The 18,528-nt window shown below is 36.2% G+C and carries 13 protein-coding genes; 2 read left to right on the forward strand and 11 right to left on the reverse strand.

All coding sequences use genetic code 11. The features are described 5' to 3' along the window. Window positions 1-181: 181 nt before the first annotated feature. The 9 genes from H8Z77_RS07365 to H8Z77_RS07405 form a co-directional block, all read right to left on the reverse strand. Entirely contained in the window at window positions 182-6,064 is a 5,883-nt protein-coding gene (locus H8Z77_RS07365; protein WP_186996627.1) for a discoidin domain-containing protein, read from the reverse strand. A gap of 400 nt (window positions 6,065-6,464) precedes the next feature. Next, window positions 6,465-6,923 carry an IS200/IS605 family transposase gene (tnpA, locus tag H8Z77_RS07370; RefSeq protein WP_069986677.1) on the reverse strand — a complete coding sequence of 153 codons (459 nt, stop codon included), beginning with the start codon at window positions 6,921-6,923 and terminating at the stop codon, window positions 6,465-6,467. A gap of 178 nt (window positions 6,924-7,101) precedes the next feature. Continuing rightward, window positions 7,102-7,254 carry a hypothetical protein gene (locus H8Z77_RS07375; protein ID WP_159427346.1) on the reverse strand — a complete coding sequence of 51 codons (153 nt, stop codon included), beginning with the start codon at window positions 7,252-7,254 and terminating at the stop codon, window positions 7,102-7,104. Between the two features lie 163 nt (window positions 7,255-7,417). Beyond that, the gene (locus tag H8Z77_RS07380) at window positions 7,418-7,750 is read right to left on the reverse strand and encodes a branched-chain amino acid transporter permease (protein ID WP_366472182.1); all 333 of its coding nucleotides are present in this window, start codon (window positions 7,748-7,750) and stop codon (window positions 7,418-7,420) included. Then, on the reverse strand, window positions 7,741-8,442 hold the full coding sequence (locus tag H8Z77_RS07385) for an AzlC family ABC transporter permease (protein WP_186996629.1): 702 nt from the start codon (window positions 8,440-8,442) through the stop codon (window positions 7,741-7,743). Before H8Z77_RS07385 ends, H8Z77_RS07380 begins: the two co-directional genes overlap by 10 nt. A gap of 333 nt (window positions 8,443-8,775) precedes the next feature. Then, complete coding sequence (locus tag H8Z77_RS07390; RefSeq protein WP_069987304.1) at window positions 8,776-9,972, reverse strand: substrate-binding domain-containing protein; 1,197 nt, start codon at window positions 9,970-9,972, stop codon at window positions 8,776-8,778. A 121-nt stretch (window positions 9,973-10,093) separates the two neighbouring features. Further along, the gene (locus H8Z77_RS07395; RefSeq protein ID WP_069987305.1) at window positions 10,094-11,332 is read right to left on the reverse strand and encodes an ABC transporter permease; all 1,239 of its coding nucleotides are present in this window, start codon (window positions 11,330-11,332) and stop codon (window positions 10,094-10,096) included. Continuing rightward, window positions 11,329-12,354 (reverse strand): ABC transporter permease, encoded by a 1,026-nt coding sequence (locus H8Z77_RS07400; RefSeq protein WP_186996630.1) that lies wholly within the window; start codon window positions 12,352-12,354, stop codon window positions 11,329-11,331. Before H8Z77_RS07400 ends, H8Z77_RS07395 begins: the two co-directional genes overlap by 4 nt. Before the next feature lie 3 nt (window positions 12,355-12,357). Further along, a complete protein-coding gene (locus tag H8Z77_RS07405; protein WP_069987306.1) occupies window positions 12,358-13,869 on the reverse strand; it encodes a sugar ABC transporter ATP-binding protein in 1,512 nt (503 codons plus the stop codon). A 338-nt stretch (window positions 13,870-14,207) separates the two neighbouring features. Between H8Z77_RS07405 and H8Z77_RS07410 the strand changes: the two genes are divergently transcribed. Then, a complete protein-coding gene (locus H8Z77_RS07410; protein WP_069987307.1) occupies window positions 14,208-15,065 on the forward strand; it encodes a helix-turn-helix domain-containing protein in 858 nt (285 codons plus the stop codon). Between the two features lie 322 nt (window positions 15,066-15,387). After that, the gene (locus H8Z77_RS07415) at window positions 15,388-16,962 is read left to right on the forward strand and encodes a Na+/H+ antiporter NhaC family protein (protein ID WP_186996631.1); all 1,575 of its coding nucleotides are present in this window, start codon (window positions 15,388-15,390) and stop codon (window positions 16,960-16,962) included. 80 nt (window positions 16,963-17,042) lie between these two features. Here H8Z77_RS07415 and H8Z77_RS07420 read toward each other — a convergent pair whose 3' ends face one another. Together H8Z77_RS07420 and H8Z77_RS07425 are read right to left on the reverse strand one after the other, a co-directional pair. Then, the gene (locus H8Z77_RS07420; protein ID WP_207726003.1) at window positions 17,043-17,921 is read right to left on the reverse strand and encodes an MYG1 family protein; all 879 of its coding nucleotides are present in this window, start codon (window positions 17,919-17,921) and stop codon (window positions 17,043-17,045) included. Between the two features lie 334 nt (window positions 17,922-18,255). Further along, a complete protein-coding gene (locus H8Z77_RS07425; RefSeq protein ID WP_069987309.1) occupies window positions 18,256-18,420 on the reverse strand; it encodes a DUF1540 domain-containing protein in 165 nt (54 codons plus the stop codon). Window positions 18,421-18,528: the final 108 nt, after the last annotated feature.

Consider the following 18,528-nt stretch of genomic DNA (forward strand, 5'->3'; position numbering starts at 1 on the left):
AAATGGCTCTTTCAAAAGAAAAGTTTAATCATGTACTTTTTATCAGTTACTAAGATATTCTATATTAGTATTTTATAAAAACTATTAATATAGAAGGCTAAAATAGATTTTTATAATACATGATAAATAATAAAAAACGCTCTGATTTCTCAGAGCGTTTTTTATTATGATAATTTACTCATTATCTTTTCTTTTTCAGGACTACTACTGCTGCGCCTGCTAATGCCAGTGCCATTACTCCCGCGATTGGAGCAACGTCGCCTGTTTTCGCTGCGTTTGCTTTTGTTGTGGTAGATTCTTGCCCTGTTTGTGTACCGTCTGCTTTGTTGTCATCTGGTGTTTCGGTAGATGGTTTTTCTACTGCTACCAGACCTTTCATTGCTTCTTGTACACTTGTTACTGCTGCATCTACTTCTTCCTGAGTTGCGTTTTCATTCGCCATTACTGCGTTCGCTTCTGCTACTGCTGCTTCCAGTACTGCATAGCTTTCCGCTGTATATGCGTTCGCATCTTTGCCGTTGGCTTCCGCAATTACTTTTTCCAGGATGGATTTATCCGCTTTGTATCTCAGGTTCAGCATCGCGTTCAACAGATTGCTTTCTGCTGTTTCGATTTCTGCTTTCATTGCATTGTCTTTATCTGCTAACAATTCTTGGGCTGCTTTCAATGCTTCCTGGAATTCTGCTTGGCCTGCTTCTACAAAGTCATTCATGTCGTAGGTTTCCGCCAATGCTACCAAGGATTCTAAAGATGTGATGTCACCTTTTACAAAGCCCAGTTTATGGATTTCGGTCATCAATGCTTTCCATGCTGCATCTACTGCATCCTGACTTGCTGCTGGATCTGCCGCAATTTCTTTTGCTGCATCCAATGCTGCGTTGAAGGATTCCTGTACATCTGCGATGACATTGTTAAAGTCATCAGATGCTTTTTGTTCTTCTGCGTATTTAATTACCGCATTTAAGATATGTTTATCTGCTTCTTCTACAGGTGGTTCTGGTTCACCATCTTTTTCAACTGCAATTTCCAGTCTTACAGCTTCACCTGTACCATTTGCAAAACGAGCTACTACATAAGCAGTACCTTTTTCTTTTGCTACCAATACAGGGTTCAGATTATCTTCCAGATGAAGATCTGCTACTGTAGATGCAAAACCTTGTTCATCCTCTACAGACCATACTAAGCTGTTATCTGCTAAGCTAGAATTTTGAACTTCAGCATTGATGGTATAGCTTTCACCAATTGTCAAGTCAGTGGTCTGATCAGCAGATACTTTAATTGAACCAGGTTCATAAGGAGTTTGTTCTGATAATTTACCACTTACGATAATTTCAGCTAACTGCATACGTGGAGCATTACTCTTATCATCAAAACTCAGTTCACCCAAACGAGTAGTTTCAATTTGTACATAACGCGCTTTTACAATATTATCTAATTGATATACTTTTTCATTTTGATCAATTGGAATATTGGTTTGACCAGTTACAGTTTTTACTGTAGTAAATTCATCTTCACCTTCCGCTTTTACTTTGATGTTGAAATCAACAGGGAAGTTAGAGCAAAGATTTGAACCTTCTTCGATTGCATCAGTGTCATTTCGTGCATACAAAGCAACTTGATCAATCATTCTATCTTCGCCTAAGTCAATGGTAATATGATGTGGATTAGCAGAAATATCTGCATTTGGATAGCTGGTAGAAGTATAGCCTTTAATACCATTTTGTGCATCATTTCTACCTTCGGATTGGGTCTTACCATCTGTTAAGTAAGTTGGGGACCACATTCCAGCACCACCATCGGTATTATCTACATCAACAGTTTTACCATTGGAGAAATTCATACGATCATTGAGGTTGTAAACTTCAATTTCAGCTAATTGTACACGTGCGCCACCACTTTGTTGGTCACCTTCATCAAAACTTGGAGTGCCCAATAAAGTAGTTTCAATTTGGATATAACGTGCTGTTACAGCGGTATCCAAATCATAGCTGCGCTTGTTGTTATCCTGTGGGATATCTGTTTGACCTGTAACTGTTTTTACAGTTGTAAATTCTTTTTCTCCATCTGCTTTAACATTAATATTAAAGTTTTGTGGGAAGTTCGCACATAAACCAGATCCTTCTGGTTTTGCATCAGTATCACTTCTAGCATAAAGAGCAACATTGCTGAATGTTACATTTTTACCTAAATCAATCGTGATATGATGTGGGTTAGCAGAAATATCTCCGCCTGCATATTGAGAGAATGGATATACTTTAGAAGTATAACCTTTTACTCCAGTATTTGGTTCATTTTTACCTTCAGATTGTGTTTTTCCATCTGTTAAGAAGTTTGGATTCCATTGAGCGCTGTTACCTTCAGAATTTTCTGCTGTAACAGTTTTGCCAGAAGCCAAATTTTCATCTGGATCTACGGTAATATCCAAATTCTTAAAGTTAGCGGTTAAGTTGAGGTCTTTTTTCACTTCAACATAAGCTACACGGTTATTTGTGGTAAAGCTTCCATTCCAACCTGCAAACTGGCTGCCGTTTTCTGGTACAGCTTCAACTGCAAGTTTGGTGCCTGCTGGATAAGATTCCGTTAGTGGCAATGTAGCTTCTTTTCCATTGACTAAAACTTTACCTGCTCCATCACCTGCATTGGAAATATTTACAGAATAATCACCTGTTGCAGAGTTATTGAAAATTTCAATTTCCATAATCTGAACACGATATGCATTAGCAATTCCTTCATCTGCAGCTGGAGTTCCCAGTTTTAGAGTTTTAATACGAACATATTGTGCGGTAACAGGTTCATCCAATGCGAATTTTTGTGGTGCACCGTTTGGATTTTCTGTCATAACAACATGTTTTACATCGGTAAATATTTTTCCATCATTGCTGGTTTGAATATAGAATTCTTCTGGGAAGTTTGGAGATCCACCATCTTTATCTTTGGCATCCGCTCTTGGATACAATGTAATGGTGTCAAAAGTTTCAGGAGAATTCAAATCCAAGGTAATATTATGTTCTTTCGCTGTTGTTTTGGAAAGGTCACGATCATTATAGGTATTAGTACTAAATCCAACTTTAGTATTACCATCTACTAAATTTTCTGCTGCCCATGTACCACCAAGACCATTGTCAGCTGTTACTTTTGCATTGCTAGCTATATTAGCGACACCTTTGTAGATACCATTAACAGTAACAGCCATATCTTGTTCTACATTAAAGGTAACTTCTTTGCTAGCAGAATACAGTTGACCACTCCAGTTGGAGAAATCAAAGCTGCCATTTTGTTCATCAGCCACTTTAATGGTAGCAGCAGACCCTGTTTTTACTACAACGTTTGCAGGTGTTGTATAGGTAACACCATCACATTCGATGCTAATTCCAGCACCCATTGGATCTTCTACTTTTACTACGCTATAAACACTAACTGGTTTTAAGCTAAAGTTTGCTGTAACATTCATATTGTTGTTTACAACAACGGATACTGTATTATCAACAGAACCAACGCTTCCATTCCAGCCATCAAAATTATAGTCACTATTTGGTACAGCTTCCAATTCTACAGTAGTACCATTTGCAACAGTAGCTGTATATGGCAAAGCTTGTTCTGTACCATTTACTTTTACAATACCACCTTCGGTACCATTCACTGTTAAAGTATATTCCGCATCTTCCCCTGCTGCTACAACAGTCTCGTTGAAATCCCATGTTCCTGGGGTAGCAGTGAAATAAACATACTTGCTATCGTTGGATACATAAGTTAAACCTTCTACAGATTCAACTGGTGCACCATTCGCGAATACAGTTTTTCCGTTTGCAGTAATCGCAACGTTTTCCCCTGCAAAACGAGGGATTGCAATATTTGCCTGTCCGCCTTCTGGAGCAGTAACATTCATATGAAATGTTTTAGCCGCATCATCACGGTCTAATGTTACTTTAATATCACCAATTACAGCAGGAACGCTTGTTTCAATATGGGTTAAACTACCCATATCAGGTTTTACTTGATATGTTGTATAACCTGGAGTAATTGGAGCTACACCGGCCATATCTTTGGACATTGTAATCAATGGTCCACCTGTCCAAGCATGGTTTTTGGTACCAGCGTTTTTATCCCAGAATTCCCACAAAGTAGAGTAAGCTAAATCGCCTTCTACCATGTCAGCATAACGGAATTTAATTCTTTCCTGAGCTTCTTCCATGTATCCCATGTCTACCATAGCGTCCAGTACATATTTTTCCATGTATGGGCTAGAATTGTAGGTAGTTGTTAATACATTCAAAATAGTTGGGTATTGATCAGGAGTTGCCAAACCAGCTAACACTGCAAGTGCATTAGCACGGTCATCTGGTTTTGCTTGAGCAGCAGATTTATAGCCGTTTTCTGTCCACAGACTCTTATATCCCATTTCAATACGTGCCATTGTATTTTGGTATTCTGCAATATCTTCTTCTTTACCTAATACATCAGCGATCTGTTTCAAACAGTTTGTAGCTTTGTAATACCAAGCATTTTCAATCCCGGCAACATCGGCATTGCTACCCCAGTCCATCCAGTCCCAGGTACCACCATAATGGGTAACTAAACCATTACCTTGTAAGCTCCATTTTTTTGTCATGTAGTTACGCATTGGAGTGTACATTTGTTCCAGGACTTCAGTTCTACCTGTATATAGATAGTATTCCCATACGCCACAAATACCAGCTAATTCCTGCATTGGTAATTCAGTTTCATATCCACTATTTGGAACTGTGGTATAAAGGACATCATTTTGAATAAAACCTAATTTAGTCTGTAAGCCTTTTTCATATAGTTTATAGGCTTCTTCATCTAATGCGTAGAATGTCATCAGCATTTCGCTGGTAACATCTCCCCACCATTGACAACGTTCACGGTCAGGACAATCCATGTAATTATCCCTCATAGTAACATAAAGAGTACGAAGGGATTTTTCCCACAAGGTGTTCATGAAATCATCATCACTGGTAAAGGAACCTGTAAACTCAGTATCATAACCGGTTTCACGGAATTTTAAAGCTTTGATGGTAACACCAGCAGGAATGGTATAGTATACATGCTGACCGTTAAACCAGCCTAACGCTTCAAAGCTCTGTTCTCCTTCTTTAGTAATATAAGCACTCTTAGTTGTATTACCATTGCCAGCAGGGTCGGAATAGTTATCCGTTCTCATGTCGATTTTCAAACCAGCAGGAGCATCAATTTCTAAATATGGAGTAAGCTGAGCATTATAGTCCAGTACCATATCTAAAGTAGTTTCTTCTGTGGTCGTATAACCAACATATTGTGCAGAGTTATTATAATCTTTTAAACCATAATCTTTTAATAATGGAATTGGACGTTCATACAGCTCATTCCAAGGAGCACATGGAGCTTGTCCTCTTTCTACAGCATTGGCCCAACTATCATCATTATAACTTGGGTCCTGCCAATCTCCTAATTCTAACTGAGCATCATAATAAATATTAGATTCTGGTAAACGGTAGTTTGGTTGTTCAGCTGCTGATTCATGGTCTTTTGAATGCAAATAAGCAGGGTCTCTTTTTACTTTCCAAGTATCATCACTGAGAACCTGTTGGTCACCAAAATCAGCCTCAAACAAGAAGCCTCCTACACCAGCAGGGTTACTAGAGAAACTTTGGTTTCCCTTACCTAAGTACCAAACTGCAACAGCAATGGTATTTTCACCTTCATGCAGATATTTTGTAATATCCACTTTGTCATAGTAGCTGTCTTCCCTATTTGGACCACGTTTTAAGCCACCTTCGAATACAACCATTTCACCGTTAATGTACAACCAATAACGGGATTCTACTGCAATTTTTGCTATTACAGAATCCGGTACTTTATCCAAAGTGACTTCTTTACGGAAGTTCATCCAGACATCACCAGCTTCAGGAAGTGTTGTTGGCATTTCACTATCCCAAATCCATTGAGCGTCCCAATTGCTAACATGTTCTTCCGCATCTTTTGCAAACACATTGCTTGGCACAACCATCGAGGAAGCCATAGCAAGTGTTAGGACAAGAGAGAGTATTCTTTGTCTCTTCTTCATGGGTTCTTTTCCTCCTTATCAAAATTTAGATGATAGACAACAAACCCCATTGCAATCTATCATATATTAAAAAACATTTTAATACAACAATAGTATAACGCAGTGTAATAAAAAACGCAATATCATTCTATATTTTATGATAATATTTAGTATAACTGCATAAACAACTAGGTGATTTTATGGATAAAAATACAATACTATCTTTTTTATGTAAATATGCTATGTCTTTTTTGTAATTTTGGTAAGAGTCTATCATTTAAAAATATGTATTATACGGTTTTTTATAGATAAAATAAATATCCCCCGGCATAGCCGGGGGTTTTACAGATGCGCCTGTAAGGCTCTGTTACTAGCAGCGCCCCCAGGCGCTTTTTACGTCCTGACACCTGCGAATGGATTGTTACTTGCTACCCGTAAACGGGTCCATGTATTCTTTCAATGTTAGTTGGTCATGTAATTGGTCTTCTTTCAGCTGATCTTGTATATACTCTGCTATCTTTTTCTTATTCTTCCCTACTGTATCTACATAGTATCCCCTGCACCAAAAGCTTCGGTTCCCATATTTATATTTTAAATTTCCATGTCTTTCGTGTATCAATATACTGCTTTTTCCTTTCAAATATCCCATGAATCCTGATACACTTTCTTTTGGTGGTATTTCTACCAGCATGTGTATGTGATTTGGGCACACTTCCGCCTCTATTATCGTTATCCCTTTCCATTCGCACAATTCCCTTAATATTTTCCCCACTTCTACTCTGTGCTCTCCATAGAAAATTTGCCTTCTGTATTTTGGCGCAAAGACTATGTGATATTTGCAATTCCATGTTGTGTGTGCTAAACTTTTATTGTCATTCATCTCGAATGTCCTCCTTTTGGTTTTTTGTGCAGTTGTCAGGCCGCACTTATATTTTACCAAAAGGAGTTTTTTTGCATACTCACCGCTAAAGCTTTTGGGAACCCCCGACACAGTCGGGGGTTTTCTTATACAATAAAAAAGAATCTTCCTATAAAATAAGGAAGATTCTTTTATTATATTACATATTTTGGATAAAATTAACAAGGTCCTGTTTCGAATGAATTTCGTGAGTATGGGTTTCTAAGGCTCCTTGTGCTGGCTCCGATAATCCCATATAAAATTCTTTTGCTTCTTTATCATTCATTAAAAGGTCATTTAAATTCTGGTACAAAATATCACCTCCTATCTTGATTAGTATATGACAGTTATCAATTGCCATACAGACAGGATATACCATGAAAAAAGATAAAATATTGCTAATATAATTTCGCTCAAATAGTAATTAAAATACAAATAATAGAGCAAGCATCTTATTTATTCAAATATAAATATTATTAAAAAATTCCCTGTACAGCTAACATGTAAACAATCGTTCCACCAGCAATTGAGATCAACATATTTCTTTTCCACCAATGCAATAAAATAATAGTAATAACACCAATTACTTCAGGCAATCCAAAAGGATATGTAGTAATAGAAAGTGACTTAAAGCAGTAGACAACTAATAGACCAATTACTGCATATGGTAATACTTTACCTAAATATTGAATATATTTTGGGGTAGGTTTATTTGCTGGAAAAAGAATAAAAGGGAGAAATCTTGTCACCATAGTACCCAAAACTACTGCAGCTATTGTAATAATTTGTTGGGATAGGGTCATATGAATTCCTCCTTTTTTTCTAACGGTCTACGCAGTAAAGTTAACACCAAAAAGATCAACACCATTGCTGGGATAATAAAATTATCCTTTCTAAATATTAACAAACAAATAATAGATAGACCGACACCAATCAAAGAAGGAAGATGTCCTTTTTTCGAAAACCATTGTTCTAAAAATATAACAATAAATAGTGCTGTCATAACAAAATCTAACCCCTGGGTATTAAAATGAATAAAAGGTCCGATTAAGCCTCCTATTGTGGCACCAACTACCCAATAAATATGGTTTAATAAAGTAACAAAAAACATAAACCATCCTTTGTCGATCTCCTTTGGAGGGTTTGCAGTACAATTAATGGAAAAAGATTCATCACACATTCCAAAAATCAAATATACCTTCTTTTTTCCAGTCCCCTTGTATTTATCTAACATGGAAATTCCATAAAACAAATGGCGAGCATTTACCATCAAAGCTAATAAAAAAGCCGCAAGTGGATCAAAAGCAGTAGTCAATAAATTAACGGTTAAAAACTCCATAGATCCCGCAAAGATAGTCATACTCATTATCATAGGATAAAGAAAAGAAAAACCTTTTGTATACATAAAAACACCATAAGAAATACCTAAAAAAGCAAATCCCGCACATATCGGCAACGTATATGGTATTGCTGCTTTGAAAGCTCGTTTTTTCGCTCCCATCAAAAATCCCCCAATAAAAAATCTAATTGTTTTGATTATATAAAATAATAGGGAATCTGTCAATTTAAGAGTGATAAATACACCATACCATATTTATTTAATTATTGAGTAGATTAATTACATTTTTATATCCTAATATCTAAGTTATTCTTACGATATATCCATTAACAGAGCTATACTGCTACGGACACTTTACTAGAAGTTTTTAGATAAAAGAAAGGGACTTGGTTTATAAACCAAGTCCCCTCAATCAAATATACTGCGACGACACTGTATAAGTTTAGCGAACTTTAAAAATACAAAGTTCAAACTGTCGTGTAAATTACTTATCTATTACAGGAAGCTGTATGTTTCCATGTTACCTTTCCACCAAACTGTTGGTGCACCCAAGGTAGCAATTGTTCCATCACCAGAAGGAGCAGCTTCTGTTGTGTAAGTTACTTCATCGTAATCCAGTTTTGTACCATTGATATCTACAGAGTATGCAGCTTTAACAAAAGTAGAACCTTCTTCACCGGTGTAACCATCTTTAACAGCAGCATATGCAGCAGCAGCAGCCATTGCGCCCTGATCAACTACATCCCACAGCATCATCCATGGGCAAACGAATTCGCTTGCATTGTCATCTTTAGATTGTGGGCAGTATTTGGACATTTCAGATGGCAGACCTAAACCTGTCAATTTGATGTCTACGTTAGCTGTGCTCAATGTAGCACCAGCAGCGGAGATACCTACAGTTGTAGGTGAAATGATAACGTCAACTTTATTTTCAGATACAAAAGCGTTTGCTTGTGTAGTAGAAATTGTTGGGTCATCGTTACCATATTTTTTATCCAACTCAGCACTTACTTTACCTTTGTACATATCTTTGGACAATTCTTTTTCCATATCTGCGATCCAGCCGTTCTGTACTGGAGTATCAACTGCAGCGGAGAGAACACCAAATTTCAGTTCATCGCCAGAGTAGGAAGACAGAGCTTCTGTAACAGCAGCTTCCATACCGTCTTCTTCCATATCTTCAGAATATTCTTTACCCAAAGCGATCAATGTAGCAGATCTAACCAGGTATGCACCAACGTCAGCGGAAGATGCTTGGTTGATATGAGTAATACGGAATTCTGGAGCGATTTCGGAGTCAACAGATACTACTTTGATTCCAGCTTCTTCACATTTTTTGAATACTTCATCGTAACCAGTATCACTGTTAGCGGAAATAGTCAAAGAAGCGATTTTCTGAGTAACACATTCTTCAATCAATTTAACCTGATCAGCAACAGTTGGTTGTGCAGGAGATTTTTCTTGAGCTGTACCGCCCTGTGCTTTGATATATGCTTCAAAACCATCATACATCAATTCACCGAAGTGGTTACCAGCAGATTTAAACATAAATACGTGAGCGCCTTCCATACCGCCGCCAGTAGTAGAAGAACCGCCACCACCAGAGGTAGTATCATTGTTACTGCCACCACAACCAGCTAATACGCCAGCTGTCATTGTAGCTGCTAATAAAAGAGCTAATGCTTTTTTCATTGTTTTTTCCTCCAATAAAATTTAATTGTTTTATATTAGTAGTCGTCGCTACTTATATATGATGTTTATTGTCAAGGTAACTATTGGATTCAACAGTTACCTTTCCAATCAAAACTTTAAACTATTTAAATCTTTCTTTGGCTTTTGCAGCATCTTCTTTCTGTTCAGCCCACAGTTTGTCACAAGTAGCTTTACATTCTGCTTTCAAAGTAGCAATCTGTTGTTGAGCTGCAGCGGAAGTAATTGCACCAGATTTAACTTGTGCTTTTAATTCTTTGATTTCAGCAGCAGTTTTAATATTCAATGCTTCAATATTTTTATTGCTATGGTAAACTAATTTCAATTTTGCATTTGCAATAGAACGTCTATTGATCATTGGAATTAATACTGCGATAATCATAATAGAACCAGAAATGATTTTTTTGATGTTAGAGTCTGCACCCATCAAACCAGTTGTGTAGTTTAAGAATGCCATCAATACAGTCGCGATAATTGGACCATACATTTTACCCTTACCACCAGCAGTAGATACACCACCTAATACACAGATAGCGATTACATCCAATTCATAACCTGTACCCATGGAGGAACTTAAACCACCACCCATGTGCCCAACGAAGAACATTGCAGAAATCGCTGTCATAACACCCATAATGGTGAATACTGCCATTCTAGTGCCAGCAACATTAACGCCAGAATAATGGGAAGCTGTCATGCTGTTACCCATCATGTACAGTTTACGTCCAAAAGTGGATTTATGTAAGAGAATACAGAAAAGAACACCTACAATTAAGAAACAGATTAAAGACCATGGAATTAAATTACCTAAATTTTTCCAATACAAATCTGTAAATAGTTTTGGGAATTGTTTTAATGTGTTTTCACCCAAAATAATCTGAGCGATACCACGGTACAAAGATTGACCTGCGATTGTAACGATTACAGCTGGCATACCAATCTTACCAACTAAGAAACCATTAAACAAACCACACAATCCACCTACTACAACACCAGCCAAAATAGCAACTATTGCTGGCATACCACTCTGGTACAACAATCCCATTGTCATACCGGAAAGAATCATGATAGAGGAAATGGATACGTCGATGTCACCTAACATCAAAATGAGTACCATCCCTAATACCATAAAGGATAAGTCCATACCAGAAGTAACAATAGATTGTAAAGTTTCTAAGTTATATAAACTTGGTCTAGAGATTAAAAGAACTATATTAACTGCAATTAAAATGTAAACCAGGATCATTTCCCATTTTACTAAAAATTTAGAAAGCTTAAATCCTTCTTTTACCTTTAAGTCTCTGTTATAGTTACTTGATGGCGTAACGTTTGTGTTACTCATATTAAAGCCCCCCTCTCTTTCAATGCACGTTTATCGGAGAGTTTTCCAGATGCAACGTTAACAAATACAGCCACAATAATAATTGCACCCTGAATTGCTTTCTGCCATACACTCAAGCCAGGCAACATACTTGTAAAGTTGTAAATAACACTCATGATTAAGATAGAGATAACAACACCATCCATACGGCCTCTACCACCTGTGATACTTACACCACCTAAAATACAAATAGCAATTGCTGTCATTTCAAAGCTATCAGCCATACCATAGTAGCAAAGAACATAGTTTGCTGTGTACAGCATACCAGCCATACCACATAAAGCACCATTGATTGTGTATACCATCAATTCAACGTTACCATCTTTGATACCTGCTACATGAGAAGATTCTCTGCTAGTACCAATTGCATATACACGTCTACCGGATTTTGTATAACCTAAGAATAATCCAACTAATACCAATACAACTACAACAATTAAAACTAAGTTTGGAATGGTTGGGATTAAGGTACCAGTAGCCCACCAAGTATAGCTTTCACCATAAACCTGTGGGAAGAACCATTTACCACCACTGACTACAAAGGCCAAGCCACGATAGATATACATCGTACCCAATGTTGCGATAAATGGAATAATACGCAATTTACCAATCATAAGACCATTAATCAATCCGGCAATCGCACCAATTAGTAAACCAACAATCAACCATACAAATCCTGGCACATCAGGGAATGTTGCGGTCAGTTTAGAGGTAAAAATACCTGTCATTGCCAAAATAGAAGCAACGGACAAATCGATACCACCTGTAATCAGAACCAGCATCATACCAGCGGTTAAAATCGCATAAATTGAGTTATTACGAAACATGGAAATAATGCCGTCATAAGTAAACATCTTTGGAGTTAAAAACCATGCTACTACCAATATTAAAATCAAACCGATAATTAAGCCTAAATATGGGTATCTAGCAATTTTCTGGAATACGCTCGTTTTCTTAGGAGCGCTTACACTATTTGTTGCCATGTTTTAAGCCTCCTTTCCAGCGTCTGGGGATTTTGTTAAAGAAGCTTCCAAGATTTTTTCTTGGGTTGCATCTTTAGCGTCAAATGTTTTAATTACACGACCACTATTCATTACAACAATACGGTCTGCCATACCTAAAACTTCAGGCATTTCGGAAGAAACCATGATAATGGCGTAACCATTAGAGGCCAATTCATTCATAATTTCATAAATAGAGTATTTTGCACCAACGTCGATACCTTTGGTAGGTTCATCCAAAATTAATACTTTCAGGTCTACATTCAGTAATTTTGCAAATACTACTTTCTGTTGGTTACCACCGGACAGAGAAGATGGAGGGTCTGCAATATCTTTTGCTTTTAATTGAATTTTGTTACAAAGTTCAATTGCCGCATCCATTTCTTTATCATTATTTAAAAGACCCATGGAAGCAAATTTATTCATATTTGCAGAAGACACGTTTTCATAGATTGGAATTTCATTTACCAAACCTTGAATCTGTCTGTCTTCTGGCAACAAACCAACGCCTAATTTTAATGCTTTTTTAGGGCTGTTAATTTTTACTTCTTGACCATTCAGTTTAATAGAACCTTTGTCAGGAGGCATAACGCCAAAAATTGATTGACATACTTCGGTACGACCAGCACCTACCAGACCTGTCAATGCAAGAATTTCACCTTTTTTTACATTAAAGGATACATTTTTGAAATATCCTTCTTTCGAAATGTTATCAACTTCCAATACAACTTCGCCTGGTTTAGAAGTTTTTGTTGGATACATCTGATCCAGTTCACGTCCAACCATTTCTGCAATCAGTTTAGAATTGGAAATTTTATCAACATCCCAAGTACCAATATATTGGGAGTCACGGAATACTGTAACAGTTGTTGCCAAACGATACATATCTTCAAATTTATGGGTAATAAAAATAATAGATACGCCTTCGTCACGTAATCTGTCAACAATTTTGTACAGCTCTTCACATTCATTTTTTGTCAAAGAAGCAGTAGGTTCGTCCATGATCAAAATACGAGCATCACGGGACAAAGCCTTTGCAATTTCAACTAACTGCTGTTGAGCAACACTCAATGTACCCATTGGTTTAGTAACATCAATATCTGGGTTCAAAGGTGCCATTAACTCTCTTGCACGTTTTCTCATGGCTCTCCAGTCATAAGTATGGAGTTTGGTCATGATTTCCTGTCCCATAAAAATGTTTTCTGTTACGGACAGATCTGGGAAAGACGTTACATGCTGGTAAATCGCAGCAATACCCAGTTTTTGAGAATCGGCAGTAGAACGGAGGGTAATTTTCTCTCCTTCTAACAGCATAGTACCACTATCAGGTTGATGAACACCAGTAATTACTTTAATAAAAGTAGATTTACCAGCACCGTTTTCACCCATCAGTGCATGTACTTCACCTTTCTTCAACTGGAAATGAACCCCTTTCAGCGCTGTAACACCGCCAAAGGTTTTCACAACATCTTTCAACTCGAGTATGTAATCGTTCATGAAAAATCCCCCTCAAGTATGAATTTTTTGTTTAATGTTTGTTTTCAATTGAATAACATGTTTGAATAATACAATGTTATGGCCTTAAATTCAATATCAAATATTGCTTTTCTATATTCAAAAATTGCTTTTTCATTGTCTTTTAATATTGTTATACTAATTTGTTATCTGAATTTTGTATATAATGCTAATATTGAACTTTTGAATTTTTAAAAACAACTTGATTTTTTATTTGGAATATGTAATAATTCCTTATTAGAAACAAAATACAAATTTATCTATTTTTATATACAGATTTTTAAAATACAATACCATCTCTGAAAAGGAAAGGGATTCTTATGGTAAGTCAAAAACGAAAATTTCCAACAGAGCATATAACAGTAGAAAATACAATTACTCCTCATACAAAAAGATTTCCTTTTTATATCAAAAAATATGGATATAGTAATGCGAAACGGTTCTCTGTTGATGTAGAATATTCCCACTCGGATATTTTATTACTGTATACCATCTCTGGCGTAGCTGGGCTATATATTAACACAGATTCAAAATATCTTGCAGCTGATGATTTGTTAATAAACGCTTGTAGCTCTCCTTTTGACATCAAAGGCATAAGCGCAGAAAAATGGGAATATTTTTATATAGTAATTAATGGATCCCACGCAAAATTCTACTATAATATTATCCGAGATAAATCCAATATTATCCGAATGAATCCTATGAACCATGTGCTGGATTACTTTATTGATTTATCCAAAATTTCTTTTGATGACTCTAACCTTTCCAACATTCAAGTAAATACTATTATCCAAAATATTATGATGGAACTATATGAGATTTCATTCGATATTGTAAAAAGCAAAAATATTATCCCTGTCCAGGAAACAAGTATCAATAATGCAATGAATTATATTGCAAAACATTATCATGAAGATTTATCTGTTGATACTATCTGTAACAAAATGGCGTTTTCTAAATACTATTTTTGCAAATTATTTAAAGAACACACCGGTATCACAATTCATCAATATGTAAACGAATTCCGAGTCAATAAATCTAAGGAACTACTCTCTTATTCTAAACTTCCCATTAATGCAGTAGCGGCAGCGGTTGGGTTTCAAAACCCGTTAACTTACATCCGTTGTTTTAAACGTTCCACACAGATGACCCCGAGCGAATATAGGGAAAACTTTTAATCACTCAAGCTCTTTTCTTACTTAACAGAAAAGGGCTTGTTTTATAATTATATTTACCGCTTTTTTATTATAGCATATTTATTTTCGTTTGTCACGTCAAAATCACTAATTTATAATAACAAGTTTGCTACAAATTTATTACAAAATAGTATAAATTTTCTTGATTTTAAAATTAATTTGATATTAATATAAATAATAACAGTAAAAACAAGAAAAATTGCTCAAATAGAATTGAATCTACTTTATAGTTCTGGTATAATATGAATAATTTGTAACGTATTGATGTATTAAGAAATATAAAGACTTAATTGAGGAGGATTTCATGGAATTTCAAGCGATTTCTGTAGGATGGCTCTCTATCTTACCTCCAATTATCGCAATTATTCTGGCGCTTATCACCAAAGAGGTTATTTCTTCTTTATTAATTGGCATCCTTTCTGGAAGTTTTATCTATGTACTCCACAGTGGAGGAAATCCTGTAGTAGGAACTGTGGAAACAAGTTTTAAGCTTATGGCTAACCGCATGGATGTACAAATCCTGTTATTTTTAGGGTTGTTAGGTGCATTGGTGGTAGTTATTGGTATGGCAGGAGGTAGCCGTGCTTATGGGCAATGGGCTAGTAAAAAATTAAAATCCAAACGTTCCTCTTTACTAGCTACTGCGCTACTGGGTGCTTGTATCTTTATTGACGATTATTTTAACTGCTTAACTGTTGGTACTGTAATGCGACCATTAACTGACAAACACGGCATTTCTCGCGCTAAGTTAGCTTATATTATTGATGCTACTGCCGGTCCAATTTGTATTATCGCACCCATTTCCAGCTGGGCAGTAGCTGTTGGTTCCAATCTGCGCATTACAGGAGAATTTGAAAGTGACTTGGCCGCTTTTGTAGCGACAATTCCTTATAATTTATACGCAATTCTTAGTTTAATTATGATTGTAATGGTATGTCTGTTTAATCTAGATTTTGGTTCTATGGCAAAAGCTGAATTTGCTGCGCAGCAGGAAGATACAGGTGTGGTAGACAATAATTTGGAAGAAGAATACCCTGTTTCTACAAAAGGGCGCGTTTGGGACATGTTAATTCCAGTATTGGCTTTAATTATTTTTTCTGTTTTCGCAATGCTATATAATGGTGGTTATTGGAGTGGAGATCCTGCGTTACATTCTATTCCTGCGGCATTCGGGAATTGTAATGCATCAGAAGCATTAGTAATCGGTGCGTTTGGTGCGTTAATTATAGCTTTTCTTTTATTTATTCCCAGAAAAATTATTTCTTTCCAAAATTTTATGGAAGGGATTACAAAAGGTGTAAAATCCATGGTACCCGCTTTTATTGTATTAATTTTAGCTTGGACCATTAGTGGGGTCTGCCAGGATTTATTGATGACAGGGGATTTTGTAAAGGATTTGGTAGCAGCTAGTTCCATACCATCTGCATTAATACCAGCAGTAGTATTTCTTGTTGCAGCTTTTTTATCTTTTGCTATGGGAACTGCGTGGGGTACATTTGGAATCTTGATTCCTATTATAGTACCAATTTGTAGTTCGATTGCTCCAGATTTAATGGTAGTTTCATTATCTGCAACACTGGCTGGAAGTGTTTTTGGTGATCACTGCTCCCCTATTTCGGATACCACGATCCTTTCCTCCACAGGGGCCGGCTGTAAACATATCCAACATGTTTCTACTCAGCTTCCATACGCTATTACTGTAGCATGTTGTTGTCTAATTGGATATTTAATCGCTGGATTTAGTAAAGCAAATGTATTTCTTTCCTTAGGAAGTTCACTTCTCCTTTTAATCATCGCAGTTATTCTGTTGCATCGGTTTTCTTCCAAACAGATTGCACAACTCAAAGCGCAGCAGTCTGATAAATCTTTAAAAAATTAGATATCCACCGTTTAATTTTAGAGTAAATAGTATCGTTAAAATGGAAAAAAGGGAGCAAAAAGCTCCCTTTTTTCATTTTATTAGATAGAATCTTGTTCTATCGAATTTGGCTGCTCATGCTTTTGTGTCCATAAACAGGCTTTTACCGCGTCTTCTAATGTTTCCGTCGCTACTAAAAAACGGTTATTATGGCAAAAACGCAAGGTAGAAATTCCGCTAAGCTGTTTTAATTCTTGATCCGGCTTTCCAGCCCATTCCTCCGGAAAATCGAATTTACTGATATTGGAATCATTTAATATCGGTACTGTTTGCGCATTATATCCACCTCGTTGGGAAGGGTACACCACAAACTCCGCATCACTTCCTACCAAATACAATCTCCAAGGAGCAAACCTTGATAAAATCACAATATGGTTTTGTGCCTCTTTCAATGCGGATTCCACCAATAATTTGGCTCGATATATACTAAAAATCGAATCTATTTTATGCTGTAAAATCGTCTTAGCAAACTGTACTGCTTCTACAAAGCAATCATCTGGATTTTCACTTGAATCCCAAGATGGGTTAAACAAACCTATTGCGTCCGCTAAAGGATGACCACAACCTGTATTATCCTCTAAATCCAATGGCTGTATAAAATTCTCGTCAAAACGTTGTTGTTCCTGTTCTGCCTGCTCTGGTGTACAACCCTGTTCTAATACTTGTTTTCCAAATTCGCGCCATAATAGTCCAAAAGCTGCAAATGGAACCCCATTTTCCCGAATTTCAGCATCTTTTTGATGATGGTCAAATTTACCCCATCCAATATCATAAATCAGTGCATCTGTATCTTCTGGAACAGAAAATACCCGTGTTACTGTAATATTGGGATTTATTATTTGCAATAACGCAGTAGAAAAAACATCATCTGCATGGAATTTTCCTGCGTGGGTAATCACTTGGTTTGGTATTTTTATCATAAATCTTTTCCCCAATTCGATTTTTGTTATTATGTAGTATCATTGATGTAACTATTATAAAATACCAAAACAGTTTTTTCAACTAAAAATCTAGTTGAAGAAAGAATAAATAAAATCATAGAAAATAAACCTTTTTTAATAAAAAGGGAAATAAAAGATTATTCTAAAAAAATAGCTTACAATAAATACTCTAGCCATGATCTTCTTTCCGTAATTGATTTGCTTCTTTAAAATTAAGAGACTTGTATATCATTTATTTTAGATGGAATAAAATCGAAAAGAAAACAAAAAATATCCCGGTATTCTAAAATACCGGGATATTTTTCGTGAATTTTTATTTTTTTTCAAAAGACTGGCAGTCAGTACATTCTACCATCGTTGGATTTGTTTCGTGGGTACCAACTGTAATTTTGTTTAAACTACAATATGGTTCAGTGGAACAATGGTGTTTACATTGGTCTACTGTACACCCGATGCTGTGGTTTGCTTGACAATCCATTTGTTGCGCCTCCTTTTCAGAATGGTATCTTTAGTATGGACAAAATCCAAAAAGATATACCTTACTGAAAACGAACAACATACTCCATTTTATGAAAAAACTAGTGAT

The sequence above is a fragment of the Clostridium facile genome (assembly GCF_014297275.1).
GTDB classification, from domain to species: Bacteria; Bacillota; Clostridia; order Oscillospirales; family Ruminococcaceae; genus Massilioclostridium; species Massilioclostridium facile.

What these genes read in the sequence shown, in the direction of transcription:
- H8Z77_RS07365 (WP_186996627.1), bottom strand. Translation starts at nt 6,064, where the DNA reads ATGAAGAAGAGACAAAGAATACTCTCTCTTGTCCTAACACTTGCTATG.
- tnpA (WP_069986677.1), bottom strand. Translation starts at nt 6,923, where the DNA reads ATGAATGACAATAAAAGTTTAGCACACACAACATGGAATTGCAAATAT.
- H8Z77_RS07385 (WP_186996629.1), bottom strand. Translation starts at nt 8,442, where the DNA reads ATGGGAGCGAAAAAACGAGCTTTCAAAGCAGCAATACCATATACGTTG.
- H8Z77_RS07390 (WP_069987304.1), bottom strand. Translation starts at nt 9,972, where the DNA reads ATGAAAAAAGCATTAGCTCTTTTATTAGCAGCTACAATGACAGCTGGC.
- H8Z77_RS07395 (WP_069987305.1), bottom strand. Translation starts at nt 11,332, where the DNA reads ATGAGTAACACAAACGTTACGCCATCAAGTAACTATAACAGAGACTTA.
- H8Z77_RS07400 (WP_186996630.1), bottom strand. Translation starts at nt 12,354, where the DNA reads ATGGCAACAAATAGTGTAAGCGCTCCTAAGAAAACGAGCGTATTCCAG.
- H8Z77_RS07405 (WP_069987306.1), bottom strand. Translation starts at nt 13,869, where the DNA reads ATGAACGATTACATACTCGAGTTGAAAGATGTTGTGAAAACCTTTGGC.
- H8Z77_RS07410 (WP_069987307.1), top strand. Translation starts at nt 14,208, where the DNA reads ATGGTAAGTCAAAAACGAAAATTTCCAACAGAGCATATAACAGTAGAA.
- H8Z77_RS07415 (WP_186996631.1), top strand. Translation starts at nt 15,388, where the DNA reads ATGGAATTTCAAGCGATTTCTGTAGGATGGCTCTCTATCTTACCTCCA.
- H8Z77_RS07420 (WP_207726003.1), bottom strand. Translation starts at nt 17,921, where the DNA reads ATGATAAAAATACCAAACCAAGTGATTACCCACGCAGGAAAATTCCAT.
- H8Z77_RS07425 (WP_069987309.1), bottom strand. Translation starts at nt 18,420, where the DNA reads ATGGATTGTCAAGCAAACCACAGCATCGGGTGTACAGTAGACCAATGT.